The sequence below is a fragment of the Paenibacillus sp. B-A-8 genome (assembly GCF_048572915.1).
Lineage (GTDB): Bacteria > Bacillota > Bacilli > Paenibacillales > Paenibacillaceae > Paenibacillus_AQ.
The window spans coordinates 3,949,848-3,976,119 of the sequence record NZ_CP183882.1; the positions used below are offsets into that span (position 1 = coordinate 3,949,848).

Consider the following 26,272-nt stretch of genomic DNA (forward strand, 5'->3'; position numbering starts at 1 on the left):
CGGACTGATTTATCACAAAAAGGTGTATCCCTTCTCTTCACTAATGTGAAGATCAAGGGATACACCTTTTTATTGATGCCACTCTAGGGCAGTTATCCTTAATCATGGAAGATTAATTACTATTGCTGGGCGCACACCGTCACGGGCTACACTGACATTCGCATAGCTGCGAATACTGTAACTCGGTCCGACAAAAAATGCACGCGAAGGTTTGTTTCCCTGTGTTCGCAGCCACCACCAAGAGCAGCCAAGCTCTTCGCCGTCTTTGATTATATAGTTATCTTTATCCGTTTTATCATATACGTATAAGCTGCATCCATCGTGCTTTTTCATTTTAGCAAATTCCGTGCCAACCGCACGCCGTAGTTCTTTTCCGTGTATCACTGAGAATGCCTTTATCTCATCAACGCTAAGCAAAAAAACGTCGTCCTCTGTATCTGGGGTACCCTCTCCGTTATCTGAGCAAAGGGTCGTCTTTATTAATTCCTTCTCGGCAGCATTGAATGCGCTGTTATAGAATTCATCGTTCAGCCACTCACGCAAATCACAGTCGTGCCACGTAATATCCACGCAATCACGCCATTTAATATCTGCGCTCTTGCCTTGATATCTCTTGCAGTCCAAAATATATTCACTCAAAACAATCAGTTCACTACCAGAGTTATGGAGAACACGCCATTCAATCGGCAGTGCTTTACCATCCTTTGATTGTGAATACGTGCCGAAAGTAATGATTTGGCCTAGTTTAACGTTTCTGTTCAGCGCTAAAGCAAGCTTCCCCTTTTCCATTAAGTTCTCCTCCTTATTTACAAGCCTCTGAAAAAACAAAAAAAACGCGGGTATATCACTCTCCCGCGTTAACATTGTTGACAGAATTAATCCTGCAAAATCTATTCAATATCCGGTCGTATATGCTCAGCGATTAATTGCTGCTTGCTAGTCCAGACCTTTTCACTCAAATTCACCCGATATACTTCGGGATTCAGCTTACGTTGATACTCCGGCCAGAATAGGTCCTTTTGCTCCCGATGATAACGTCGAACCTCATTCAAATCCGGCAAAGTATACACTTGGAATCCGTTAACGTATATCGGTTCTAGCATAGGCAATGCCTCGTAACGCTCGACATACTTATGCATGTATGGATGCAGCGGATTAAACAGCTTCAACCGCGCACCGTTACGTGGAGCTTCCTCTTCTGGAAAGCAGATATAATCCGCAAGCGCTTTGCCATTTTTACCGATAATCCGGAATACGTCCTTCTTGCCAGGCGTAGATACTTTCTCAGGATTGGAAGAAATCTTGATCGTCGGGATCATTTCTCCAGTAGCGGACTCAATTTCCACCAGCTTATAGACGCCACCCAGAGAGGGCTGGTCAGAGGCGGTGATTAGTTGTGTACCCACACCCCACGTATCAATCGCTGCGCCTTGCAGCTTCAGATCCATGATCGTGTTCTCATCCAAATCGTTGGAAGCGACTATCTTCACATAATCCAGGCCAGCATCATCCAACATCTTACGCGCTTGACGGGATAGATATGCCAAGTCACCGCTATCCAAACGGATACCGACCATCTTCTTACCTTGTGCCTCCAGCTTCTTGGCTGTATTGATTGCATTAGGCACCCCACTACGGAGTGTATCGAAGGTGTCGACCAATAGCGTAACTTCGTCCGGCATCACCTTAGCATAGGCATCAAAAGCCTCCTGCTCGCTGCCAAAGCTCTGAACCCAGGAATGTGCATGTGTTCCCTTAGTCGGAATACTAAACATTTTGCCTGCCAGCATGTTGGAAGTAGCATCAAAGCCGCCAATATAGGCCGCTCTAGCCCCCCACACCGCTGCATCGGCTTCTTGCGCACGCCTGGTACCGAACTCCAGCAAGATGTCATTCGGAGCCACCTGCTTAATTCGTGAAGCCTTAGTAGCGATCAACGTCTGGTAGTTCATGAAGTTCAGGATGGCTGTCTCCACCAGCTGAGCCTCCATAATTGTCCCTTCCACACGGATTAATGGCTCATCCGGAAAAATCAATGCGCCTTCTTTCATCGAATGAACGGTTCCCTGAAAATGAAACTGTAACAGTTCCTCCAAAAAAGCGGGAGCATAGTTCTCTTCTTGCTCCGACAAATAACGGATATCATCTTCGGTGAACCGCAAGCCGCCGATATAACCAACAATACGCTCTAACCCTGCGAATACAGCATAGCCGTTACCGAAAGGTAGCTTACGGAAATAAGCCTCAAATACAGCCTTCCGTTTATGAGTTCCATTCACCCAGTGAGCGTACATCATATTGATCTGATATTTATCCGTATGTAGCGCAAGTTCTCTTCTCAAGTCCTCATCTCCTAATATCTACGCTGCTATATGTGTATGTTCTGTTCTAGTATTATGCCTTAACAACGTCTGCTCCTAAACTTCCCCGGAAATGTTCTAATGCCCAAGTATGTCCACCGGGATTAAAGCTGGCTACCGCATCCTCGTGCACTGTAATAGCAAACCCTTTGTTATAGGCATCCACTGCTGTGTGCAGTACACAAATATCTGTGCAGACCCCAATTAAATGAAGTTCAGTAATGCCTCGTTCCCGCAGCTTGATCTCCAGATCTGTTCCACTAAAGGCGCTATAGCGCGTTTTGTCCATCCAATAGATGGATTCGCGATTCTGCTCATATACAGACTTCAAGCTTCCGAACAACTCTCGTCCGTCACTCCCGCGTACATTATGAGGAGGGAATAGCTTGCTCTCCGGATGGTAAGTGTCATTCTCTTCATGCAAATCCACGGCCATAACAACATAATCGCCACTGTGTACAAACGCTGAAGTTAACTGGCTGATCCTAGGCTCGATATCTACGGCTGGCTGACCAACAGGTAGATTTCCATTAACAAAATCATTAGTAAAGTCGATCACTATTAGTGCTCTCATGAGATTAATCCCCTCTCCTGATTTAAGCCACTACGTATAAATGGATAACAAAGGCTCATGATCTGTGAACATATAGAGCTGAGCTGGACGCTGGGAGTATTGATTTGAACTAAGCGCATTTCCCTCTTCGTCTCTTACTTCTTTTAATATACCCTGACGACTACGTGTTGAAGTGATTTTACGGATAAAATTCGGTTCCTTAAATTCCGGCACTACCGTTTGTATCACCTGATAGAGCTCACTAAGGGTAAAATGCCTAGGCAAAAACTGTCTTGCAATCGTAGTTTGCAGCATTTGTTGTTGAATACGCAAATATGCATCCTTGATGATATCATGGTGGTCAAAAGCGAGCTCCAGCTCTTCAAGCGCTTCCTGCAACGTAAATAACCCTACCTCGCCAGCATCATCCGAAGCTTGTCTTTGCTCCAGCATCCATTCCTCCACCAAGGCGAAAAAGGCATGACTGATAATCCAACCGCGAGGGTCGCGACCAGGTGTACTGTAAACGCCCAGATATTCCAAATGACCGCCATCTACACCAGTCTCTTCTTTGAGCTCACGGGTAGCGGCAGCATAAATGGACTCATCCTCCTGACAGAAACCGCCAGGGAGAGCCCACATTCCAGCACATGGCCATTTCTTTCGTCTAATTAACATTACCTTAAGCTCACGTAAGGGAAGCGTCTTCGTGACCGTCTTACGTTCGCGTTTGGTCAGTGTAAACATTACGATGTCGGCCGGAACTCCGTCCGGTGTACGATATTTTTTGGCGTTATAGGTTTGTTCCCCATTTTCGCTCATATTTGCCCCATCCTTTTCCGAAGCTATAATTTTACTGATTCGTATCTTTAAATGTACCAAACCTTAACTTCTAAAATCAACAGCTGGACATAGAAAGATAAGGATTATGTATAGTGTGAAACTTAAGGGGGCGGATCTGCATCCGCCCCCTTAACTGAGTGTGGGTTATCCGCATGTGGTCGGAGGCGCTTCGGTGCCGGCTTCCACATTAATTTTTTCCGAAACAGTATCTCTAATCACGGAAATTACAAGCTGGAGTAGATAATTGATGTCACTCTGGCTCTGCTGAAATTCGTTCACGACTGGAATGCCGTCAATTTCATCCTGCAACACTTCAATTTCACGCTCGATCTTAGCTACCATATCTTTATTATTAAAGCTTTCGAAGGCAACAATCTCCTTCTGCTTTTTCTTAATCGTGGCGATCAGGCTTTGTACCCGCTCGTGGTTCAAGATTTTTTGTTCCGCCTGTTGAAAATGCTTTACCTCTTCACTAGTTGAAATTAATGTAGCTAGTTCTTTAGCTTTGCCCATAATATCCTCGCGTACAATTAAGTCACGGGTATTATAAGTCTTCATTCCATATTTATTCAAACGTTGTTCCTCTGTACTCACAAGCCATCTCCCCATTCGTATGTGATGATTAATGAACAGCTGCAGCTTCTGCCACAATATCCCCTTTAATGTACCATGTTTTGGTATCTGTAATTCTCACTTTTACAAATGTGCCAATAAGCTCCTTCGGACCTTCAAAATGGACCAGCTTGTTCGCACGGGAACGGCCGGAAAGGACTTCAAAGTTATTCTTACTCTCCCCTTCAACCAGCACCTCAACGACTTCACCTAACATACGGTCATTAATGATCCGACTGTTCTCTTTAATGAGATCATTGAGTCTTTGTAGACGTTCGCTCTTCACCGACATAGGTACATTATCCTCCATAGCAGCTGCAGGAGTACCCTCACGAGGTGAATAAATGAACGTATATGCCATATCATACCCAACCTCGCGCACTAGCGAAAGAGTATCTTCAAATTGCTCATCCGTCTCTCCAGGGAAACCAACGATAATATCGGTACTCAACACTGCATTAGGCACACTTATCTTGATCTTGCGAACTAACTCCAGATAAGCTTCACGAGTATATTTGCGACTCATTTTCTTAAGTACAGCAGTGCTTCCCGATTGAACCGGTAGATGGATATGTTCCACCAGATTGCCGCCTTTGCCTAGTACTTCAATTAATTTATCGTCAAAATCACGCGGATGCGATGTCATAAAGCGAATGCGCGGAATATCAATCAAACGCATGTCATCCATCAGGTCACCGAAGGTGTAATCAATGTCTGTAAAATCCTTACCGTATGCGTTTACGTTCTGCCCCAGTAAAGTGACTTCCTTAAAGCCTTGACGCGCAAGCTCTCTTACTTCAGCAATGACGTCTTCCGGACGGCGACTGCGTTCTTTTCCCCGTGTAAAGGGTACGATACAGTACGTACAGAACTTATCGCAGCCATACATAATATTTACCCAAGCCCGCATACCCTCGCGTTTCTTCGGTAAATTCTCAATAATATCGCCTTCCTTAGACCATACCTCCACCACAAGCTCTTTGCTGAATACAGCTTCTTTAATGAGGTGTGGCAGTCGGTGAATATTATGCGTACCGAAGATCATATCCACGAATCCATGCTTAGACATAATTCGATTGACTACGCCTTCCTCCTGCGACATGCAGCCACACACGCCCAGCAAAAGACCTGGCTTCTCAATCTTCAAGTTCTTAAGATGACCAAGCTCTCCAAATACCTTATCCTCGGCGTTCTCGCGAATCGCGCAAGTATTTAAGAGAATGATATCCGCATCATTCCGGTCATCGACACTTTTGTAGCCCATCTGTTCCAAAAGGCCTTTCATCGTTTCCGTGTCATGCTCATTCATTTGGCAGCCGTAAGTCGTTATATGATAATATTTGTCTACTCCGAAATTGTGCATTTCTTCTGGAATCTCGAAATCATAATGCACTTCTATTTCTTCCTTGCCACGCCGTTTTCCTTCTTTGTAATCAGGCTGACTATTAATTTGTACATTTCTTCCTTTAATCCGGTAAGTAATCTTACCTTCTTCTTGACTAATTACCTTCGCGTCACTAAAATCAAAATATTTCGAATAATCCTTCGAACCCTTGCCGGATTTTAAGTCCGGTGAGTTGTGGTTCCCCTTAGTCATGCTGTTTTCACGTCCTCTATTTAAAATGTAGCTCATTGATGTTTTAACCCAATATAAAATTATAGCACATCCTGTAACATTACTTCCATCTTAGATGTCAATCCCTATATGCACTGATCTAGGTTTATCAAGCATAAACGCCTTTGACCTCCCTAAAGAGACGGTACCGTTTATGCAAGAATATAAGGATAATGTAAGCGTGAAGCTTAACTTTCCTATATTTTCGAAAAATCAGGTCTATTTTACCACAGGGAGAGTGCAGAGCATACTCTAAAAGAAAATTTCAAATAGGTCAAGTAATAGCTATCCTTATGACTCCCATAAAAAAATACCCTGCCGGCGAGCGACAGGGCCAAATTCTATTGTATAAAGGGGGGTATGATTCTATATACGCCACAAAAGCTGTAATGAAACACAGTTCTTGTCTGAAGAACACTTTTTATGAACTTGTAAAATGATATCTCCAGTTAAATTCCTTTCGTTCCAAGTTTCTTGGCTAATTCAGAAAGATCTTGTCCTTTTAGCGCACCTTCTACTAACTGTGGCAGCAATGCAGGTGTACACGCAAAACAAGGCGTTCCATCGCGAGTCAAGGATCTAGCCACATGCTCATCGTAGAAAGGCTTGCCTTCATCAGATAAAGCGAGTAAACACATCGTTCTGACACCTGATTCCTTCAGATGACGCATACGACGGATTAAACCCGCTTGGTTCCCGCCTTCGTACAGATCAGAGATGATAATAAATAAGGTCTTCTTCGGCTGCTCAATAAATTGTTCACAATAAGCAACAGATTTTTGTATATCTGTACCACCGCCTAGCTGAATCCCAAACAACATGTCAACAGGATCATTCGCACATTGCTCAGTCAGATCAACGACCTCTGTATCAAATACAACTACTCGAGTACTTAATGAAGGGATGCTTGTAAAGATCGAACCCACAACTGAAGCCCAAATAATAGATTCTGCCATAGAACCACTCTGATCGATATCCACAATGACTGTCCATTCCTTGCTGCGTCTAGCCCGATCATAATAGTAGAATTTCTCAGGGATAATCTGCCGCCGTTTTGCATCATAATGCTTCAGATTGCGTTTTATCGTCCGTGTCCAATCTATGCCACTAAGTGAAGGCAATGGAGAATGCTGTCTGCGATTCAGTGCACCCGTCACCGCCCGACGAAGGTCCTCCTCCATTCGCTTAACAAGATCATCTACAACTGCCTTCACTAACAGGCGAGCAGTGTCTTTTGTCTTCTCAGGAATCTTTCCTTTAAGGGAGAGGAGTGTACCTACTAACTGTATATCCGGTTTCACTGTTGCAAGAACTTCCGGTTCAAACAATAGCTGCTTCCAGCCCTTCCGTTCCATTGCATCATGTTGAATAACCGAGACGATATCCTCAGGGAAAAAATTGCGAACATCTCCAAACCATTTCGCCAACCGAGGTGCAGATTTACCTGATCCTGCTCCTCTTTGTCCGGAGGCAGCAGTGTTAGCAGTGCCGCTATTTCCAATCTCACTCGTCTCATCATATATAGCGGCCAGCGCCTGATCCATGATGAGTTCATCTTCGGACAGGTGAATACTTGTGTTTCCGCTAGAAACGGTCAACTGTTCTTCTGCGGATTGGCCAAGAATAAGCCGCCAGCGAGCTACAACACTTGAATCTACTGAAGTACTCATTGTCATATATCTCCAAAGTCAAAATCATTCAAATCCTCAATCATTTTTGCTTCGGCCTCCTTCAGCTCGCCCGTCAGAATCTCAGCAGCTTGCTCAGTGTTCACGCCCCACAATTCACCTAGCAACTCAGCGATCATAGTCTTTTCTCTTGGCTCAAAGGTACTGAAGGCTCGCCGCAAAAACACTAAAGCACGCACAAATTCATCATCATCCAAAGAATTAATATACTCGTTCAATTGTTCCCACAGACTTAATCGGGATAAAAGTACATATCGATTACGCATAGACATGCCTTCGAACCAGCCTGCTCCAAGATCTGCAGGAATACCCGGTGACAGTCGTCTCGATACTTCTTCTGAACATTGCTGTGCAGTTATCGCATTACGTTCTAACAGTATGGAACATGCTACTCCAGACAAGCGCGGATTGCAGTCATCTCTTTCCGATAAATGCTTCAGCTCTTGTATCCACAACAGCTCATCGACTTCCTCACTATGCTCCATAGCTGTCTGATTCAGTATGTTCATAGCTTTTAGCATCTCACCTGATGCTTCATCATTACATTGACTCGCATCCAGCAAGAACAGACACGCTCGTCTGTACAATTGTTTTAGCAGCGGAATAAGCGGCTTGGTATCTATCCGGCGAACGTCGCCATACTGAATCAGAAGGGATAACTCATGAATGGACGCAGCGATTTGCACTACATCTCTGGTATCAACAGCTAAGCGCTGAAGTGTTTGCCGTCCTGCTTCCATCTGGTTCAGCATCCCGCACTCATAAGCCGTTCGAATAAGTGCCGACGCTTCCGCAATTGTACTGCTGTGATCTAATTTTTGCTGCAATACATAGGCTGAAGCAATCTCAATCGTTTCTCCAAGCAGCGTAGATTCAACGACTTGAATCTCGACTTCAGGAGACCACCTCATGACCCAATGCTCTGCCCATGTTGCGCCAGTCTGACCACTTGCTCTTATGTTCACTAGATCGATTCCAAGTGTTCTGAGCCTATGAAAAAGAAAAGAACGGTTTAAATCCAGATAAGCCGCTTCCTCAGAAGACACTCTTCGATTCTCCCGGAGATCTAATTCAAGATCATTTGCTACAGGGGTCTTATACTTCTCAAGCTTCAAGCGTTTTAATTGCCGATTCAGATCATCCTGAATTGGCGTCTGACTAATCCCCTCTGCCAGCTCACCAATAGCAGTACCGATATCTGTACGAGCAAGTGCTTCAGCGATTACGCTAAGCTCTCCACGCCCCAGCAAGGTCAGTGCCGCATCTCGCAAATCTCTTAACGTCGGCGCACTTCCACCGTGAAGGGCAGCTAATGACTCTGCTAAGCGCACAGCTTCAATAATTTCTGCTGTAGAGCGATGTGTCCCGCTATTGCGCAAGTATCTAGCTACAGTAGACAGATAGTGATGCGGTAAGTCATCAAGTGAACCGTTCATCATACGTTCCCACATCATTTGATAATAATGAGGTGCCAGGTTCCCTGCTCCATAGCCTGACAAGGAAGATAGTTTATAATAAGTATAGGGCATAAGAGTTAGCTTGGTATTTAGTGAAGGAAGATCATCTATCTCCTCATCTGTCATACCGGTGGCCAGATCAGAAAGTGCCGCTGTATGGTAAGCTCCACATACAACAACGATCTTATGTGGTTGATGACCGGCGGTGATTGTATCCTGAATCTGACGACGCATATAAGCTTCACGAATCGTGTTGTGCGCATATTCTATTACGTTGTTATGTCTTTCATTCTCTTCCGACATCTGGCGCATTTGGGATGAGAAAGAAATGATCGCTTCCTGATATGCACCCTTGTTGGTGTTGTGTTCGAAATTGCGCTCCCAATACATATCATAATCTAGCTCGCCAGCCAGCTCTGCTATTCTTTCATAGAGAGAAACATCCTCCGGATCCTTCTCTTCTGAATCGTTAACTTCGGATCCCTCGCTCTGTTTAGCAGAAGCTCTGTTGCGGGTTCGTATATCCTGCAACGCGATAACTACTGAAGAGGGTAAATCTATAAAAGCTGTATGAGCTCCCTGCTGCTCCGCCCATTTCATCGCTTGATATTCGGGGGAATATACCGCAAGCGGCCATAAGGCTGTACGAACAGGAACTTCTTCCGTAAACGCTAAAATAGCTATCGGAGGTTTGGTTGTCGTGTTGAGGATATGGCGAATCTCAGTAGTAGCATCTGCTGGCCCTTCAATTAAAACAGCTGTGGGCTCTATCTCATCAAGGTAGCTTAATAGATGCTGCGCACCACCAGGAGACAAATGCCGCACCCCAAAAAAATGTACGCCAGCTCCAGTAGTTTCGCTCTCCACTAGTTCATCTCCTTACAAGCCGTATATAACCCCCGCCAATCTGCGCCGCGTTTCTTCATTATATTGTCGAGATACTCTCTCCAGACAAGCTGATCCTTATCATCATCCTTCACAATGGCACCTTGCAGTCCGGCGGCCAGATCCTCGTCTGTCAGTTCTCCATTACCGAAGCTTGCGGCCAGCGCCATACTATTCGTTAAGAGTGAGATCGCTTCAGCTGTGGAAATTACACCTGCTGGAGACTTCACCTTCTCCTTCTTATCCAAGGTCATCCCGCTGCGCAGCTCACGGAAGATCGTCACGACCTTATGTAAAGCCTCATCTGCAGGAAGTGCAGCTTGTAAATCGTAGGAGGAAGCAATTTCACGGACCCGTTTCTTCACAATCTCTACTTCAGTATACAAATCCGCAGGCGCCGGAAGAACAATAATATTAAACCGTCTCTTCAAGGCAGTTGACATATCATTGACACCACGGTCTCTTGTGTTAGCTGTTGCAATAATTGAGAAGCCTTTACGAGCACTCATCTCCTTGCCTAGCTCAGGCACTGAAATTGTCTTCTCTGATAAGATAGAGATCAACGCATCCTGTACCTCCGATGCACACCGAGAAATTTCCTCGAAACGTGCGATGCCCCCATCCTCCATTGCTCGCATGATGGGACTTTTTACTAACGCTTCCGGAGTTGGGCCTTGTGCAAGCAGCATCGCGTAGTTCCAAGAATAACGGACCTGCTCTTCACTCGTACCCGCAGTACCTTGCACGACCAGTCCTGATTGTCCATAGATAGCTGCTGATAAATTCTCAGATAACCATGACTTGGCTGTACCCGGCTCACCAATTAATAACAATGCACGATCGGTTACCAGTGTTGCTATCGCCATCTCTATTAATCGCTTGTTACCAATGTACTTAGGTGTAATCTCGGTACTCCCTGCTTTACCGCCAACTATAAACTTCAGGACAGATTGAGGCGACATCTGCCATCCTGCCGGTATCTTACCAGTGTCCGCTTTACGAAGCGCTTCCAACTCCTGTGCATACAATCTTTCTGCTGGAAGCCTCATAATATCTTGTAATAGTTCTTGACTCATCGTTAGCTACACCTCTTCTATTGGGATTGATGGTCCTTGCATGAGGCGAATGACATACTCAAGTTGGTCTTCTGCAACCTCACTGAATCGAGGTAGAACAGTTATTATTCGACTCGCAAAACTTGCTGGAAGCTGACATAGCTGCTCAAACGTATACGGTTCAATTAATCGACATTCTGTATTTCTGTCATCTTCCAAAGCTACTAGGAGAGCCTCTTGCAGGCGTTGTTTACTTATCCCCGAACGCTCTAAACCCATCAAGAGAATATTGGCAAACCGATGGCGAAATTCAGGATTATCAGTCAATTTACGAAGCAAATACTGCATTGCTTTAGGATGTCCCGGCCGTGCAAAGGCACTTACCAGCTCGTATTGATCCAGCTCTATAAAAAGATCAAGCCAGCGTGAATCCCATTGAATAGCCAGTACCTCAGACGACTGCATTTCGATCTTATACATATATTGAATCTGGTCTGCAGGTGAGTTCCAAACTGCATCATAGGTTCCATGATATCGCTGAACTGCAATTTCAGATATTGTGCGCAGCAATTGCTGCGCCATAGAAGAAGCATGGTTAGTTGAAGATGGCGCATAATGCCTTAAAACATCAACGTATTGTTCATACACTCGTTCCGGTGGAAACAAGAGATAAGCGTCTTTGAAAACATCATTTACGTATCGTCTGTTGTTTCTAAAGTAGATAAGATTCCGCTCAAGTGTTCGTTGTAATGCACCTTTAGCTTCCGCAGAGTCAATCTGTCTTAAATAGGAGGTCGCCTCTTCGATCAATGCATTCCAGCTCAACTGGTTCATATATAATGGATACTGCTCAAGTACATTTAAATATAATTTTTCTAGTTCAGGACTACTTTTATAAGATAGTACCCTAATATAATGGACTACCCTGTTCCATAATCCATCTATTTTTTTCTTATCGTCCTTCATTTCCGGGACAGTTTGAAGCATACCTGAGACCTCTTCAACAAGTCGGTTCGTGAGCTCTTGGGCTTGACACTGCCTCAGTGCAGGGACGACCAGTTCACTATCTTTTCCGGTAAATGCCTCATATAACCGATTCAGCACACTCGCCGATTCACTCTTAGCCAGCGCATTATAGGCAGCTTCACGAATCTTTTTCTTCTTATCTTTACTCCAAGCTAGCAAATCTTCTTCATATCGTTCCTTGCCCGCAAGCAGAGAAATAGCCATGGCCCGAACATCCTCTGATCCTGAACCTGCAGCTTGATAGACCAGATCCTGAACGCTATCACCACCTAATGTAGCAATTACGTACAGCTTTCTCGTCTCTACTATTCCTCCTGTCAGATCAAATTGATCCCTGAGGATGGGAATAATCTGAGGTCCATAGGCCGGCAGTATCTGCTTCATCACTAGCTCTGCAATCTCAACATATGGATCTTGGAGAGCTGCTATCGTGGGATGAATCATGCGGAGATCTTGAAATAGTCCAGCCTCATAAGCTTCCTTTATAATCTCATATCGTCCTCCGCCACGAGTACTTAGTGCCAACTGTACGGCTGACAACTTGCGATATGAGAACTGGGTAGGTAATCTTAATGGATGAACTTGTACTTCCAACAATTCGCCGTCAGGAGAAGTTACTCCCTGAGTATGCAGCACCGAGCTGAGTAGCACACTTAGGTCTTGCAGCTGCTGAGCCGATGAAAATCCTTCGGAAGGTTCCGATGCAATGACTAAAGCGATTCCCTCACCTAATCTTTTGAATATGGGAGCACGTTCGCCTAACTGTTGAAACTGTGGCAATAGCCGCTTTAAGCGGAAATCCTCAGCAGCGAGCTCACTTCCAGCGATATAAAGCCGCTTTACTTCTTGATGAAGCTCTTGTAGTAATGCTGTACTCATGGACATTCCCCCCATTATGTATAGCGCTAACCCTATTTTTTAATATAAGAGTCGAATCATTTCCTTCCCTTTGATAAGTGTTAAAGGCTGCGCTTTCAATCGTCCTGTATCCAGTTGGTGTTCAAACATAAGTAGCATCGTCGTGTCCGATAATTGATCAGATGCAAAGTATTGAAGCAGCGGCAGTGTGTCCTGGTCGAGTGCTGCTACTTGATCTAACACTAGATGCTGACCCGCTACGTCCGTAATAACGAACTGATCTTGCTGAGACTTACTTATTTTATTCACATGTAGCAACAACACTGGGTTCTTGTCTGCTAGCGGATTCTTTAACTGATTCTTAATTTGTTTGAAGCTTTCAGAAAAAGAACGAGATGCCGTAGCGGCAATCCATTCCAAATCCTGATTGCTTAACGGGCGCGTTGACATATTCTCAAATCGGACCCGTCGATTACGGTCACCGGGGTAATAATATAAGGAAGGAATGACTGCAACTTCGGTAAAGCTATCTTCTTCATGAATATACTTAGCTGCTTTATAAGGACGATATTGTAGGGTACGATGTATATCACCCGTTGACTTTTCTATCCAAAAGCCTAAGTCTACATATTCCTGTCTGGCTGCATCATCATAGCTGACAAATGAAAGCTGGATCAACTCCGCATCCTGACTCATTAGACCGAATTCCTTAAGCTCCGTTAACTGCCAAGCATGTCCAAGCCATTCTTCTATCGTAGAGTCATAATTCAAAGCCATATCCGTGTCCTCAAGCTTCATCGTTAGGTGTGCGCGACCTTTCTTGATAAACGCATGAATTCTTGTTAGTTGCTCAATAGCTAATGTATAGGTCTTCTCACGGTTGTCAGGAGAGGATAGTAATAAGGCTAATCGTCTTAACTCAATCTGTGCTCCGGTTAAGTAAAAGTTGCCCATCATCTTCACATGCTCCTGAATTTCTTTAACACGTTTAGTGTCTAGAGTTCCGAGACCTGCGCGTATAAGCGATAGAGTCAGTTTCTCAAGTACAGCTAAGCCCTCCAGTTGAGCTCCAATCTTCTTCTTGAGTGCGGACTTATTCACTTTCTTAGGCTTAGGAGTAGCTCCTTCTGCAACAAGTTCAGACTTACGTTCCTCACGCTTACTCATCTTCTCCCGTTTAGCGGCAAGCTCCTCAGGAATCATTGCAGATACGAAGATCTCCTTGCCTACATAGGCATAAAGCAATCCGAGAACATGCTTACATGGGATCTGCCTACTTGGACAAGTACAGCGCATTACCGGTCTGTCAGAAACAACAAAATCAGCAGATGGAAAATAGTTGCTGCTACCGCTGCCTCCGCATTCACCAAACAGAACCACTCCGTCTTCCGACTGATTCAATTGGACGAATCGTTTCTTCTTAACTAGCCCTTGCCCGTTCTTAATCGCAGCACTGTTAGGTGCTAGAGTATCAATGAAGACTTCTGTGATATCTATCAACCTATATCCTCCTAACCTATAATGCTTTTTAATATCTATGATCATATTAAGCCTTAATGAAAATTATTCTATAAAAAGGGCTGTACATAACAAGCATTATTCCGAACCTTTAAAACGATTATATTTTATTATTAGGCCGCCTCTTTTGCAATGTTTGTGTGACTCTAGTGATTTTATCAAAAGGGCGGCCTTTCTCCACTAACCATACAAAGAAACCAATGTTAAATTTCTAACTTTATAATAAAGTTTTTGTCGATTCCGCCGTAAATGGTATGATCTCATCTATAGCACCGCTTTGAACTTTGGCAGGCCAAGCTGGATCGCTTATCAGCGCCCTACCAACAGCAACCAAATCAAACTCCTCACGTCCCATTCTTTCCAGCAGTTCTTCTATATTATCTCCAGACTGCTGAGCTTTGTCTTCTGCGAAAAAATCACTATGAAGACCGATAGAACCCACCGTAATACACGGTTTTCCTGTGATCTTCTTAGTCCAGCCAGCAAGATTAAGCTCAGATCCTTCAAATTCAGGTTGGCTGAAGCGTCGAGTGGAGCAATGAAAGATATCTACACCTGCGTTACTTAGCGGTGTTAAGAAGCTTTCAAGCTCATCTGCATTCTTTGCCAGCTTCTCATCATATGCGCCCAATTTCCATTGAGAGAAGCGTAGCACGATCGGAAAATCTGGTCCAACCGCTTTACGGCACGCTTCAATAATCTCTACAGCAAATGTAGTTCTGCCTACCAAATCGCCACCGTAACGATCCGTCCGTTTGTTAGTTCTTTCCCAGAAGAACTGGTCAATCAGATAACCATGGGCGCCGTGAATCTCAATCCCGTCAAAACCCACTTTTTTGGCGTTCGTAGCCGCTTGTGCGAATGCTGAGACTAAGCTTTCTACTTCAGCTGCAGTCAGTGGCTCTGTTACAGGTTCTCCTGCTAAATCCAGACCTGAAGGACCTAGAGGAAGGGCTTCAACATTTGGTCCTTCCCCTTTCGTACGTGTCATTCCCACATGCCATAATTGGGGAATGATCTTACCTCCAGCTGCATGAACCTCTTCTACAACCTGCTTCCAGCCCTCTAACGCTGCTTCTTCATGTAGATTGGGGATATTGGCGTGGCTGACTGCCGAAGGATGATTAATGGCTGTACCCTCGGTAACGATCAATCCTACTCCACCCTCTGCCCGTCTGCGGTAATATGCCGCAACATTACTTCCCGGTACACCATCCGGTGAGTACACGCGTGTCATTGGTGCCATGACGATTCGGTTCGCTAATAAAAGATTCCCCACTTGCAAAGATGTGAATAAAAGTTCAGTATTCATAAATTACCTCCATTTGATTAATTGATTACTTAAAGTAAGTTTAATTATGTACCCAAAAGATGGAAAACACAAATTTTAAAGTTCCTTATTTTCGTATAATCTGATAACTTTCTTCTGATATAACAGCAACTTCGCTTCAAACTCATATCGATTATTTTCTAAATCCTGTGTCCATTGATACATCTTTTTTAACATCCTAATATCCGATTTATAATGACACTTCTCAATGCCCATTTTCTGCTTAAGAAACCGAACGAAAATTCTAATTTTACGCTTCCACAACGGTGTATCAAGAAAAATTATTGTATCTGCCATTTCATATAGACATTGATAGGATTCCCGATCCGTGCCTTCAAAAATCCAAGCTCCATCCTGATCAATCTCCATAATCACCGCAACCTGTTCTTCTGGTGAGCGTTTCCTCCTTCCTTCCGGTGTCTGATGATGAACAATGGCATCCAATTCATACCAAGGAATATTTGTTTTGTTAGATAATCGCTTTGCCAATGTGGTTTTACCACTAGCTACAATACCAATGATAAGAACTTTGTTCATATGATCTCCTTATTAAGCCTTGTGACAATTTGTACGATTAACGCTACTAAATTCTGTTCATAAATTCAATGCGTAATTTTAAGAAAAAATCATAAAAAACCGGACCTCGCAAAATCTGCGAATGCCCGGTTCTTATATCTATGAAATGCTTAAACCTCAAGAATACCAGCTTTAGGTGTTACTCCGAACGCCTTAGCTAAATCCCACAGCTGTTGGTCCGTGATCTTTTGTTTAATTTCTCTCCCGCCAATCAGGTTGTAGATCGTTGCGGCCTTTTCAACAGTCTCCACAAGACCGAAGGTAGCATCCATAGTGGAGCCAGTGCCGAAAATCCCGTGCTGCGGCCAGATCACTAAGCGGTGATCCTTCATTTTCTTAGCGGTTTCGCGGCCGATTTCACTGCTTCCAGGAACGATCCACGGAATAACACTGACGCCATCAGGGAAAACAACAAGGCACTCTGTACACATTTCCCACAGCGTCTTTGTAAACTTTAATTCGTCCAGATCATGGGTGAAAGTCATTGCGATAACATTCGTAGCATGTGTGTGCAATACGATGCGATGTGTAGGGTCCACCTTTAGTCGTTCAATATGACTCATGAAATGAGATGCCAATTCACTAGTAGGTACAGCTCCGTTCCGTAATCCCCATAACACTTCTACGCTTTCCCCATTAGCGCTAACACGAAGCACACCAAGATTCGCTTCCGGGTCTTTGATCACATTTCTGAAATATTTGCCTGACCCCGTCACGATGAAGTATTTGCCCGCTAATTCCTTTACCGGAAAGGTAAGCTTAATGGTACGAAGCGGCTCCAACACATTAATATATTTTGCAACCTCATTCTCATCCAGCAGATAGCTGACATTACCACCATTTAGCTCATCCCAGCCTAGCTCCCACATATGACGAGTAATCTCTGACATTTCCTGAATAAACGGAGCCTCACTGCTTGCAATATACCCTTTGGATTCTAATACGGATGTACTCATGTCAATCTCTCCTTTGTATATGTTGCTCTCATATCCACTCTAACGCTCTATCTTGTAAACAGAACTTCCTGTTCATAACTCTTCACTTCAGCCAGCCATTGCTCCCGAACGGGTGTATCTTGGGAAGCACAGTAGTAATCCCACACGGCTCCAAACGGATACGATTTGAATTCTTCCACCAAAGCTAGTCGTGAAGTGTAATCGCCAGACCACTCGATTCGCTTCAGTTCTTCCACAGGTTCGAGCATTGCGCGAAGTAACGCCTTAATAGTATTGCGTGTTCCAATCACCCAAGCAGCAATATGATTAATGCTCCCATCAAAGAAATCCAATCCTATATTCGTTCGGGAGAGTAAATCCCCACGTACCAATTCACGGGCGATTTCTAGCAGCTCGTCGTCCATAGTTACAACGTGGTCACTGTCCCAGCGGACGGGTCTGCTTACATGCAGCAGCAGCTGCTCACTAAACATAAGAATCGAAGATAGCTTATTTGAGATCATCTCAGTAGGATGGAAATGTCCGGCATCCAAACAGATAGCTTTGCCGCGAGTTAAACCATAGCCCATATAGAACTCATGTGAACCAACCACATAACTCTCAGAACCGATTCCGAACAATTTACTTTCTACAGCATCAATATTATAGAGAGGATCTATTTCCACACTAAAAATCTCATCCAGTGACTCTTTTAACCGCACTCTTGGAGCTAAACGATCGACTGGTGTATCTTTAAATCCATCTGGTACCCAAAAATTAGTCACGCAAGGTTGACCCAGTTCTTTACCAAAATGCTCGGCAATCGTGCGAGAAGCCTTACAATGCTTAATCCAGAAGTTACGAATCTCATCGTCCGAGTGACTTAGCGTAAAACCGTCTGCAGCTTTAGGATGTGAGAAACAAGTAGGGTTAAAATCAAGTCCCAGCCCCCGCTCCTTCGCCCAGTCTACCCAAGATTGGAAATGGCGTGGCTCCAATTCATCTAAATCAACTTTTTCATCTGTATCTGCATAGATCGCATGTAAATTTACTTTGTGCTTGCCTGGAATGAGGGATAATGCCTTTTCTAAATCTTGGCGCAATTGATCTGGCGTGCCAGCTCGACCGGGATAACTTCCTGTTACTGCTATTCCCCCGCTTAGTTCTTTATCTTTAAAAAGAAACCCTTGTACATCATCGCCCTGCCAGCAATGGATGGAAATCTTAATTTGCGCGAGCCGCTCCAGCACTTTCTCCACATCAATCCCATGGGCTGCGTATAATTTTTTGGCTTCATTATAACTAGTGATAATACTCTGGTCCATGCTGTAGTTCCTCCTAAAATCATATAACGTATGTTTAATTTAATTAGATTTGATATTGTATTGTGGACAACTGAAGCTCTTTCCACCGACTTAGAATGTCTTCAAGATGAGCGGTCGGGCGCGGTGTATACGACTTTATCTCAAAGGATTGACCGATAATTTCTCTTGCTTCATGAATATCCGAAATGCTTTCCGTGCTAATCATCTGCACCACTATATTTCCAAGCGCTGTGGATTCCGTTGGGCCAGCCTTCACTTCTCTGCCTATAACATCAGCAGTCAGTTGGCATAACAGACTGTTGTTAGCACCTCCCCCAACAATCTGCAGAACCTCGATACGGCTTTCTATCAGCTCTTCTAATCCTTCCAAGGAAGTAAAGTACGATAATGCTAAGCTATCAAAAATGCAGCGGGCCAACTGGCCCGGTGTTTCTGGAACGCGCTGCCCACTCTCTGAGCAAGCACTACGGATTTCATCTATCATATTTACCGGATTGAGAAATCTTGGATCATTACAAGAGATCAGGCTTTGGAAGCCTTCCTCTCCTTGTGCAAGTTCTGCTAGCTCCGCAAAACTGTAACGTCCGTCCATCAGCCTGCGAACCTCTTGGATGAGCCAAAGGCCCATAATATTTTTGAGGAAACGGTAGGAGCCGTAGGCGCCCCATTCATTGGTGTAGTTAGCCTGCATGGCCTTCATAGAATTAAGAGGCAGAGTTCGTTCTACTCCCAGTAAAGACCATGTACCGCTGCTAATATACGCGGAGTCCTTTTGGAGAGGCGCACCCAGCACTGCAGACGCTGTATCATGTGTGGCTACACAGATCAGTTGGCAATCTGGAAGATCATAAGTCTGTACTAGAGCTTCGTCGAGAGGACCAAGAACCACTCCCGGTTCAGTCAATGTAGCAAACTGTTCTCTCTTAATATTTAGAAATTTCAACAGATCATCGTCGAAATCTCGACTGTCCAGATTCAACAGCTGTGTTGTTGATGCATTAGTAACCTCATTGATTTTGCGACCGGTTAGTCTGTAATACATATAATCAGGCACGAGTAGAATTTGATCTGCCTCAGCTAATTCTTCTTTACTATGAACATATAGCTGGTACAACGTATTGATAGATAATTTCTGGATTCCAGTCTTTTCATATATGGCTTGTGCTGAAATGTACTTTTCCACCTCATCCATAGCCAGATCGGTTCTACGATCACGATAAGCGAAAACTTCCTGAACACGGTTTCCCTCTGCATCCACAAGTACATAATCTACAGCCCAAGTATCTATACCCAGCGTACACGCTGTGATGCCTTGAGCCTTGGCTTTCTGAAGCCCTATAATGATCTGCTCGAATAAATAATCGATGTCCCAGAAACAGGAATCCTCCTGTTCTGTAAAACGATTGCTAAACCGATGAATTTCCTCTAAGGTGAGAACACCCTCTTGAAGTATTCCGCGTACTAGCCGCCCACTAGAGGCTCCAATATCGACGGCGATATGATTATTCATAAAGAATCTCCTATAGTAAGGGATGATTTATAGTATTTTTTTGAAAAGTGCAATGACTTCTTCTTTCGTAGGAATAAAAGGATTACCTGGTGCACAAGCATCCTTCATGGAGTTCTCTGCTAAAAGATCAAGATCGACCTCTTCCACTCCAAGCTCGGATAGTTTAGATGGAATTCCAACTTCTGTAGACAACGCTTTGATCGACTCGATGACAAAGTCAGCGCACTGCTTATCGGTTTGATCCTCAACGTTTAATCCAATCGCTTTTGCAATAGCTCTGAATTTCTCGGGTACATATTTGGCATTCTCTTCTTCCACATAAGGAAGCAACATTGCGTTACATACGCCATGTGGCAGATCATATACACCGCCAAGCTGATGCGCCATCGCATGTACATATCCAAGACCTGCATTATTGAAAGCAAGACCGCCTAAGAAAATCGCATACACCATTTGCTCACGAGCCTCAATATCATGGCCATTCTTCACGGTACGGGCCAAGTTAGCGAAAATAATCTCCACTGCGGCTAGTGCCGTAGCGTCAGTTACCGGATATGCTCCTGGCGTTACTAATGCCTCAATTGCATGCGTCAAAGCGTCCATTCCTGTTGCTGCCGTAAGTGCAGCGGGTTTATCTACCATAAGCTCTGGATCATTAACTGAGATGGTAGCAATGCTGTTCTTATCTACCATTACCATCTTCACTTTACGTTCTTCGTCTGTAATTACATAGTTAATCGTTACTTCTGCTGAAGTGCCAGCGGTAGTATTAACTGCAACGATCGGCAACGACTTATGCTTCGACTTGTGTACGCCCTCATATTCTTTGATGTGACCGCCATTCGTGGCAATAATCCCAATCGCCTTGGCCGTATCCTGTGGCGAACCACCGCCGATGGAGATCAGATAGTCACAATTCTGTGCTTGGAGATAATCCACCCCGTTATGAACATTATTACAGGTCGGATTAGGTTTCACTTCATCATAGACGGCATATTCAATCCCCGCTTCATCCAATACTGCCAGCAACTTACCGGCAATGCCGCTCTTCATTAGGAATTTGTCTGTGACTACAAGTGCCTTCTTCAAATTCAGTTCTTGAATGTAAGGACCAATTTCCTGCAAACATCCCTTGCCCATAATATTGATTGATGGAACGTAAAACACATGTGTGCTCATTTTATGACCAGCCTCCTAATGTGAATTCATCAACATCAAATTAATTCACTTACTCTGCAAGCTAGAGTATATTTTCTCGTCTATAACGCCTCTGGCTGGCCCCTGAATCGTAACCCGGCCGGCTCTGGAATCTCCCTAACTCGACTACTCTTAAAGGATTTCTTTTCCTCTTTCATCGTATGCTCAGAAATCTTTGTTGTCAACATATTAAATATTATTTATGTTGTTTTTGTTTGTTTTATATCTGTTTTGTGAATATTTTTGGCAAATACAGATATATATACGTTGTTTTTATTGCAAAACACAGATATTTAACGTTATGATTGTTAAATATAGCTTTGGAAAGGTGATTCCTATGCTTGCAGCCGAAAGACGTAAAAAAATAATCGATCTTGTCCATCAAGATAAACGAGTACTAGTCTCCGATCTAAGCAAAATGTTTGAGGTCACAGAAGAGACGATTCGCAGAGATTTAGAGAAGCTTGAGAAGGATGGCATCCTTAGTCGTACCTATGGCGGTGCTATGCTGAATCGTCATACGAATGAGGACTTACCTTTTGTGACACGTAATGCGCTGAATACAGATATTAAACGTGGGATTGCCCTGAAAGCGCTCGACTTAATCAATGATGGAGATACACTTATGGTAGATCCAAGCTCAACAGCTTTTGAATTTCTAAAATTACTCGGCAACAAAAACAATCTAACCATCATCACAAACTCCATTAATATTTTGCATGAGTTCTCGAATTCAGGGATGGATATTATCTCTACTGGCGGTTCACTTCGTTACCGTTCGTTGTCACTGGTAGGACCGGTAGCCCATGACACCATTCAAAGATACAATGTGGATACTGCGGTGATCAGTTGCAAAGGAATTGATATGGAGCGAGGGATCACAGATTCCAACGAACCTGAGTGCGAGCTCAAGAAGTACATGCTGCGGCAAGCCAATAAGGTCGTTCTCCTGGCGGATCACACCAAATTCGATAAGACGGCTTTTACAAAGCTGGTTGAGCTTGGCCATATTGATTTTTTAATCACAGACCGTAAGCCTTCTGAAGCTTGGCTGAAACGTCTGAACGAGGAGAATATTGAGGTTCTCTATTAACTGAGGGTAAGAACATACTTAGCCTAATTTAAAAATGCCGTTCCCTAGCGATTTATAGGTAACGGCATTTGTCGAATTCTCATCCTTATCTTTCTGTATAAACCTGGGGAACTGAAATTACATCCCTTGAAGAAGTAGTATGATCAGCCTGCTTTACTTGTGTAGAAGCCTTTTTCCTACAAATATATACAAGAGCCGGCGGGAAATTCAGCATCACCCATTTAGCACTCACAATTTCAAAATGCTGCATTAATTCCTTCTTCATTTGAGGAAAATATTCAAACGCGATAAACCACCCGCCCTCTTTTAAAGAGGATGTAATTTGTTCAATGTAAAGCGTCCGATCTGAGGCTGAAAAATTTCGAAAAGACAAACTGCTTACAATGCAGTCTAACTTCTCCAACCTGCTATTATGAAGCGCAAGCCTTAATCGCAAACAATCATTATGGAAAATTCGGTCAGGGTAATCAAGTCGTAGTTGTTGACGAAAATCCGTATCCTTTTCAAACAGAAGCACGTTCATCTCGGTCTTTTCCCCGTTTGGAATAAACCTAGTGATCGCTCCAGTACCCGCACCCAGCTCAGCTATATTACTCATCTGTTGCCATGGAATGGCGTTGAGCATCGTTTTTGCCAGCCAGCGCGAACTGGGAGTAACGCTTCCTAATTGTCGGGGCGCATGCAGAAATTTATACAGAAAATGAAGTCTCTCATGAATTCCGCTTCGCATGTTCATTCCCCCTTGTATCATTAAATTCCCCATCTAATTCTAAAATATGTTATTAACATTAAAGTCGTACTCGATCTATTCTCTCCATTTATTAATTTTCGCAAAACAAAAGCCCAAATCTCACCGCAAAATCAATTGCGAGAAAATTCGGGCTAATGATTAACATTAGTTACTTCGTTTCAACGGCATGTCCGCCAAATTCATTCCGAAGAGCAGCCACTACTTTGCCAGTAAAGGTATCCGTCTCAAGAGAACGGTAGCGCATTAATAACGCCATCGCGATTACGGGCGTTGCAGCTTGCAAATCAAATGCAGTTTCGAGCGTCCATCTGCCTTCACCGGAGGAGTGCATAATCCCTTTGATCTCATCCAATTTAGCATCTTTCGAGAACGCACGTTCAACCAGTTCCATCAGCCAAGACCGGATGACGGAGCCATGATTCCATACCCGAGCGACTTCCTCAAAGTTGTAATCAAACTCACTCTTCTCCAATACCTCAAAGCCTTCACCTATGGCAGCCATCATGCCGTATTCGATACCGTTATGCACCATTTTTAGGAAATGGCCGCTACCAGCCTTACCGGCATATAAAAAGCCGCTTTCTACAGCCGTATCACGGAAAATGGGCTCCACAACCTCCCAAGCTTCTGGATCTCCGCCAACCATGTAACAAGCTCCGTTACGCGCACCTTCCATCCCTCCGGATGTACCTGCATCCATAAAGCTGATTCCGTATTCCTTCAATTGCTCATATCGGCGAATTGACTCTTTATAATGTGAATTCCCCGCTTCAATGACAATATCCCCTTTAGATAACAAAGGTGTAAGCTCAGCAATGACTGAATCCACAACCTGATGTGGAACCATGATCCAAATAATCCTAGGTGTTTCCAATTGTTGTACTAACTCAGGAAGCGTTACTGCCCCTTTAGCACCTTTAGCTTTCATTTCCTCCACAGCAGGTGCATTCAAATCAAATGCGACAACCTCATGTCCATGATCCAGCAAATTCTGGCCCAAATTGAAGCCCATTTTTCCTAATCCAACTAATCCTACTTTCATATAATTCCCCTCCGATATATAGATTCTTGTGATGTAAATTAGCTATTTTTCTCAAAAAAAACAGGCAGGGGCTTACGCCCCTGGCCGTATAGATTCCTGCGTTGCTGCAACTTCAGCCTGAGCTGTGAGTTCTTCTGACTGCTCAGCTGCCTCATCGAACCACCAGCGATCTTCACCTAATAGCTCCATAGCCGCATCTGGACCATAAGAACCTGAAGCATATGTGTGAAGTGGCATAAGCCCCTCTTCCATTGCCTCTTGGATAGGTGTAACCCATTGCCAAGACAGTTCAACTTCTCTCCAGTGCGCAAAGAAGGTAGCATCTCCACGAAGCGCATCGAAGATTAGATTCTCGTAGGCTTCCGGAACATCAGAGGTACCCGCTTCATAAGTAGCGCGGACAGGCTCAAGCTTTCCTTTTTGCAGCTGATCTTTCGTGTTAAGTTGTAGCGTAATGGCTTCATTCGGTCCAATCTCGATAATCAGTAAATTCGGTACGTCATTTCCTTTATTCAAGTTATTACTATCATTAAACGGTTCTTTAAACTCAATAACAATTCGTGTGGATTTCTCCTTCATTCTCTTCCCAGTACGAACGTAGAAGGGTACATCATTCCATAGCGGATCATCTATAAATAGACGCGCTGCGATAAATGTTTCATTTTGCGAGGATTGATTAATTCCCGGCTCATTCAGATAACCTGCCACAGCATTCCCTTTAATTTCACCTTCTGTATATTGTCCACGGACAACATGTTTATTAACCTCATCTTTGCTAATTGGAATGAGATGCTCCATGACGTAAATTTTCTTCCCGCGGATTTCTTCAGGTGTACTGCCCTTAGGAAGCTGCATCGCCATCATCATCATCAACTGCAGCATATGATTCTGGAACATATCACGAAGTGCGCCAGCTTTATCATAATAGCCTGCCCGTTCTTCAACACCGACAGTCTCACTCGCCGTAATTTGAACATTCGCAATATATCTATTTTTCCACAGCGCTCTTAGCACTGGATTAGAATACTTCAGGACTTCCAAGTTCTGAACCATCGGTTTACCTAGGAAGTGGTCAATCCGGAAGATTTCTTCTTCAGTAAATACAGCATTCAAGCTATCATTCAGCTCTCTAGCTGATTTCAAATCTGTACCAAAAGGCTTCTCAATGATCAGACGTTTCCAGCCTTTCGTAGAACCCAGACCACTTGAGTGAATATTAGCTGCGATTTCCTTGAAAAACTCAGGCCCCACTGACAAATAGAACATCCGGTTCTCCGGAATATTGAATAGCTGCTCACGACGTTGTACATGCTCCAGCAGCTTCAAGTAATCTTCTGTATTCCCTACATCTAGAACGCTATATTCAAAAGCCTCCAAGAACACCTGCAATTGCGGTGAATCAACCGCTGGTTGTCTAGAAAACGTCTGTAAGGATTGCAGTACTTGCTTACGGAAGGCTTCGTTTGAAACTTCTCTTCTTCCTAATCCAATCACGGAAAGAGGACCTGAAATTTGACCATCTAAAAAGAGGTTATATAGTGCAGGATAGATTTTACGTTTTGCCAAATCTCCTGTAGCGCCGAATAGCACAAATGTTGATGATTCCACTTTCATTCCTCCTGTTGTTATATATTATTTATATACTTACTTTTAATTACTAACATACTCAGTAGAATCAATCATACGACTGATATTTTCATACGTCAACCTCATTTTGACATTTACGAAAAGTTATTATTTTCACAAAGCTAAGAAATGGTAATTATGATTTATGTCACAAAGAAAATCTTATTGGATTATTCGTATTAAATTACTCGGGTATTCTCATTCATTAAAGGAAAATCTTAAGCCCAACGCGGCTTTAGCGAATCTGAACTCACGCTTTACAATTTCGAAAACCATCACCACAGCCGCTTTGTAACAAGAATAAAATTTCCAGTCGCTACATTTACTCAATCTCCCTCGTATTTCCAAACTAACTTAAAGTATTTAATCATTTTGGGATGAATGACATCGTGAAAGGGAATTGCTATTTGTTCTCGA

21 protein-coding genes are annotated in these 26,272 nt (G+C 43.7%); 1 reads left to right on the forward strand and 20 read right to left on the reverse strand.

Annotated features, from left to right (window positions below):
• Nucleotides 1-102 precede the first annotated feature (102 nt).
• The 17 genes from ACN6MV_RS17695 to ACN6MV_RS17775 form a co-directional block, all read right to left on the reverse strand.
• Nucleotides 103-789 carry a DUF6273 domain-containing protein gene (locus ACN6MV_RS17695; protein WP_419884513.1) on the reverse strand — a complete coding sequence of 229 codons (687 nt, stop codon included), beginning with the start codon at nucleotides 787-789 and terminating at the stop codon, nucleotides 103-105.
• 101 nt (nucleotides 790-890) lie between these two features.
• Nucleotides 891-2,342, reverse strand: coding sequence for a nicotinate phosphoribosyltransferase (locus ACN6MV_RS17700; RefSeq protein ID WP_076283476.1), 1,452 nt, complete (start codon nucleotides 2,340-2,342; stop codon nucleotides 891-893).
• Nucleotides 2,343-2,394: 52 nt separating this feature from the next.
• Nucleotides 2,395-2,934 carry a cysteine hydrolase family protein gene (locus ACN6MV_RS17705; RefSeq protein WP_042128448.1) on the reverse strand — a complete coding sequence of 180 codons (540 nt, stop codon included), beginning with the start codon at nucleotides 2,932-2,934 and terminating at the stop codon, nucleotides 2,395-2,397.
• Between the two features lie 30 nt (nucleotides 2,935-2,964).
• Nucleotides 2,965-3,735 carry an NUDIX domain-containing protein gene (locus tag ACN6MV_RS17710; protein WP_042128449.1) on the reverse strand — a complete coding sequence of 257 codons (771 nt, stop codon included), beginning with the start codon at nucleotides 3,733-3,735 and terminating at the stop codon, nucleotides 2,965-2,967.
• 165 nt (nucleotides 3,736-3,900) lie between these two features.
• Nucleotides 3,901-4,350: a RicAFT regulatory complex protein RicA family protein gene (locus ACN6MV_RS17715; protein ID WP_042128451.1), complete on the reverse strand. Its 450-nt coding sequence runs from the start codon at nucleotides 4,348-4,350 to the stop codon at nucleotides 3,901-3,903.
• Nucleotides 4,351-4,378: 28 nt separating this feature from the next.
• Complete coding sequence (miaB, locus tag ACN6MV_RS17720) at nucleotides 4,379-5,965, reverse strand: tRNA (N6-isopentenyl adenosine(37)-C2)-methylthiotransferase MiaB (protein WP_419884514.1); 1,587 nt, start codon at nucleotides 5,963-5,965, stop codon at nucleotides 4,379-4,381.
• Nucleotides 5,966-6,432: 467 nt separating this feature from the next.
• Nucleotides 6,433-7,653, reverse strand: coding sequence for a VWA domain-containing protein (locus ACN6MV_RS17725; protein WP_419884515.1), 1,221 nt, complete (start codon nucleotides 7,651-7,653; stop codon nucleotides 6,433-6,435).
• Nucleotides 7,654-7,655: 2 nt separating this feature from the next.
• The gene (locus ACN6MV_RS17730; RefSeq protein ID WP_419884516.1) at nucleotides 7,656-9,995 is read right to left on the reverse strand and encodes a DUF5682 family protein; all 2,340 of its coding nucleotides are present in this window, start codon (nucleotides 9,993-9,995) and stop codon (nucleotides 7,656-7,658) included.
• On the reverse strand, nucleotides 9,995-11,089 hold the full coding sequence (locus ACN6MV_RS17735; protein ID WP_042128459.1) for an ATP-binding protein: 1,095 nt from the start codon (nucleotides 11,087-11,089) through the stop codon (nucleotides 9,995-9,997). Before ACN6MV_RS17735 ends, ACN6MV_RS17730 begins: the two co-directional genes overlap by 1 nt.
• 6 nt (nucleotides 11,090-11,095) lie before the next feature.
• A complete protein-coding gene (locus ACN6MV_RS17740) occupies nucleotides 11,096-12,973 on the reverse strand; it encodes a HEAT repeat domain-containing protein (protein WP_419884517.1) in 1,878 nt (625 codons plus the stop codon).
• Between the two features lie 39 nt (nucleotides 12,974-13,012).
• Nucleotides 13,013-14,452 carry an SWIM zinc finger family protein gene (locus ACN6MV_RS17745; RefSeq protein ID WP_042128463.1) on the reverse strand — a complete coding sequence of 480 codons (1,440 nt, stop codon included), beginning with the start codon at nucleotides 14,450-14,452 and terminating at the stop codon, nucleotides 13,013-13,015.
• A gap of 235 nt (nucleotides 14,453-14,687) precedes the next feature.
• Nucleotides 14,688-15,782 (reverse strand): NADH:flavin oxidoreductase, encoded by a 1,095-nt coding sequence (locus ACN6MV_RS17750; RefSeq protein WP_419884518.1) that lies wholly within the window; start codon nucleotides 15,780-15,782, stop codon nucleotides 14,688-14,690.
• 75 nt (nucleotides 15,783-15,857) lie between these two features.
• Nucleotides 15,858-16,337: a hypothetical protein gene (locus ACN6MV_RS17755; protein ID WP_419884519.1), complete on the reverse strand. Its 480-nt coding sequence runs from the start codon at nucleotides 16,335-16,337 to the stop codon at nucleotides 15,858-15,860.
• A 149-nt stretch (nucleotides 16,338-16,486) separates the two neighbouring features.
• Complete coding sequence (gene rhaD, locus ACN6MV_RS17760; protein ID WP_042128469.1) at nucleotides 16,487-17,332, reverse strand: rhamnulose-1-phosphate aldolase; 846 nt, start codon at nucleotides 17,330-17,332, stop codon at nucleotides 16,487-16,489.
• Nucleotides 17,333-17,379: 47 nt separating this feature from the next.
• Complete coding sequence (gene rhaA, locus ACN6MV_RS17765; RefSeq protein ID WP_419884520.1) at nucleotides 17,380-18,636, reverse strand: L-rhamnose isomerase; 1,257 nt, start codon at nucleotides 18,634-18,636, stop codon at nucleotides 17,380-17,382.
• A 43-nt stretch (nucleotides 18,637-18,679) separates the two neighbouring features.
• Nucleotides 18,680-20,146: a rhamnulokinase gene (gene rhaB / locus ACN6MV_RS17770; protein WP_419884521.1), complete on the reverse strand. Its 1,467-nt coding sequence runs from the start codon at nucleotides 20,144-20,146 to the stop codon at nucleotides 18,680-18,682.
• Nucleotides 20,147-20,173: 27 nt separating this feature from the next.
• Nucleotides 20,174-21,325, reverse strand: coding sequence for an iron-containing alcohol dehydrogenase (locus tag ACN6MV_RS17775; protein ID WP_419884522.1), 1,152 nt, complete (start codon nucleotides 21,323-21,325; stop codon nucleotides 20,174-20,176).
• Between the two features lie 355 nt (nucleotides 21,326-21,680).
• On the opposite strand from ACN6MV_RS17775, the gene ACN6MV_RS17780 reads away from it, so the two are divergent.
• Nucleotides 21,681-22,436: a DeoR/GlpR family DNA-binding transcription regulator gene (locus ACN6MV_RS17780; RefSeq protein ID WP_339286876.1), complete on the forward strand. Its 756-nt coding sequence runs from the start codon at nucleotides 21,681-21,683 to the stop codon at nucleotides 22,434-22,436.
• 85 nt (nucleotides 22,437-22,521) lie between these two features.
• On the opposite strand, the gene ACN6MV_RS17785 is transcribed toward ACN6MV_RS17780, so the two are convergent.
• The 3 genes from ACN6MV_RS17785 to zwf form a co-directional block, all read right to left on the reverse strand.
• A complete protein-coding gene (locus ACN6MV_RS17785) occupies nucleotides 22,522-23,166 on the reverse strand; it encodes a class I SAM-dependent methyltransferase (protein ID WP_419884523.1) in 645 nt (214 codons plus the stop codon).
• A 169-nt stretch (nucleotides 23,167-23,335) separates the two neighbouring features.
• Nucleotides 23,336-24,229 (reverse strand): phosphogluconate dehydrogenase (NAD(+)-dependent, decarboxylating), encoded by an 894-nt coding sequence (gene gnd / locus ACN6MV_RS17790; RefSeq protein WP_042128478.1) that lies wholly within the window; start codon nucleotides 24,227-24,229, stop codon nucleotides 23,336-23,338.
• A gap of 72 nt (nucleotides 24,230-24,301) precedes the next feature.
• The gene (zwf, locus tag ACN6MV_RS17795; protein ID WP_042128481.1) at nucleotides 24,302-25,837 is read right to left on the reverse strand and encodes a glucose-6-phosphate dehydrogenase; all 1,536 of its coding nucleotides are present in this window, start codon (nucleotides 25,835-25,837) and stop codon (nucleotides 24,302-24,304) included.
• Nucleotides 25,838-26,272: the final 435 nt, after the last annotated feature.

Excerpts from the sequence above, each read along its gene's own strand:
- rhaD (WP_042128469.1), bottom strand. The coding sequence starts at position 17,332 with ATGAGTACATCCGTATTAGAATCCAAAGGGTATATTGCAAGCAGTGAG.
- gnd (WP_042128478.1), bottom strand. The coding sequence starts at position 24,229 with ATGAAAGTAGGATTAGTTGGATTAGGAAAAATGGGCTTCAATTTGGGC.
- ACN6MV_RS17695 (WP_419884513.1), bottom strand. The coding sequence starts at position 789 with ATGGAAAAGGGGAAGCTTGCTTTAGCGCTGAACAGAAACGTTAAACTA.
- ACN6MV_RS17735 (WP_042128459.1), bottom strand. The coding sequence starts at position 11,089 with ATGAGTCAAGAACTATTACAAGATATTATGAGGCTTCCAGCAGAAAGA.
- ACN6MV_RS17775 (WP_419884522.1), bottom strand. The coding sequence starts at position 21,325 with ATGAGCACACATGTGTTTTACGTTCCATCAATCAATATTATGGGCAAG.
- ACN6MV_RS17740 (WP_419884517.1), bottom strand. The coding sequence starts at position 12,973 with ATGAGTACAGCATTACTACAAGAGCTTCATCAAGAAGTAAAGCGGCTT.
- ACN6MV_RS17705 (WP_042128448.1), bottom strand. The coding sequence starts at position 2,934 with ATGAGAGCACTAATAGTGATCGACTTTACTAATGATTTTGTTAATGGA.
- ACN6MV_RS17750 (WP_419884518.1), bottom strand. The coding sequence starts at position 15,782 with ATGAATACTGAACTTTTATTCACATCTTTGCAAGTGGGGAATCTTTTA.
- ACN6MV_RS17755 (WP_419884519.1), bottom strand. The coding sequence starts at position 16,337 with ATGAACAAAGTTCTTATCATTGGTATTGTAGCTAGTGGTAAAACCACA.
- ACN6MV_RS17780 (WP_339286876.1), top strand. The coding sequence starts at position 21,681 with ATGCTTGCAGCCGAAAGACGTAAAAAAATAATCGATCTTGTCCATCAA.
- miaB (WP_419884514.1), bottom strand. The coding sequence starts at position 5,965 with ATGACTAAGGGGAACCACAACTCACCGGACTTAAAATCCGGCAAGGGT.
- ACN6MV_RS17785 (WP_419884523.1), bottom strand. The coding sequence starts at position 23,166 with ATGCGAAGCGGAATTCATGAGAGACTTCATTTTCTGTATAAATTTCTG.
- rhaB (WP_419884521.1), bottom strand. The coding sequence starts at position 20,146 with ATGAATAATCATATCGCCGTCGATATTGGAGCCTCTAGTGGGCGGCTA.
- ACN6MV_RS17725 (WP_419884515.1), bottom strand. The coding sequence starts at position 7,653 with ATGAGTACTTCAGTAGATTCAAGTGTTGTAGCTCGCTGGCGGCTTATT.
- rhaA (WP_419884520.1), bottom strand. The coding sequence starts at position 18,636 with ATGGACCAGAGTATTATCACTAGTTATAATGAAGCCAAAAAATTATAC.
- ACN6MV_RS17710 (WP_042128449.1), bottom strand. The coding sequence starts at position 3,735 with ATGAGCGAAAATGGGGAACAAACCTATAACGCCAAAAAATATCGTACA.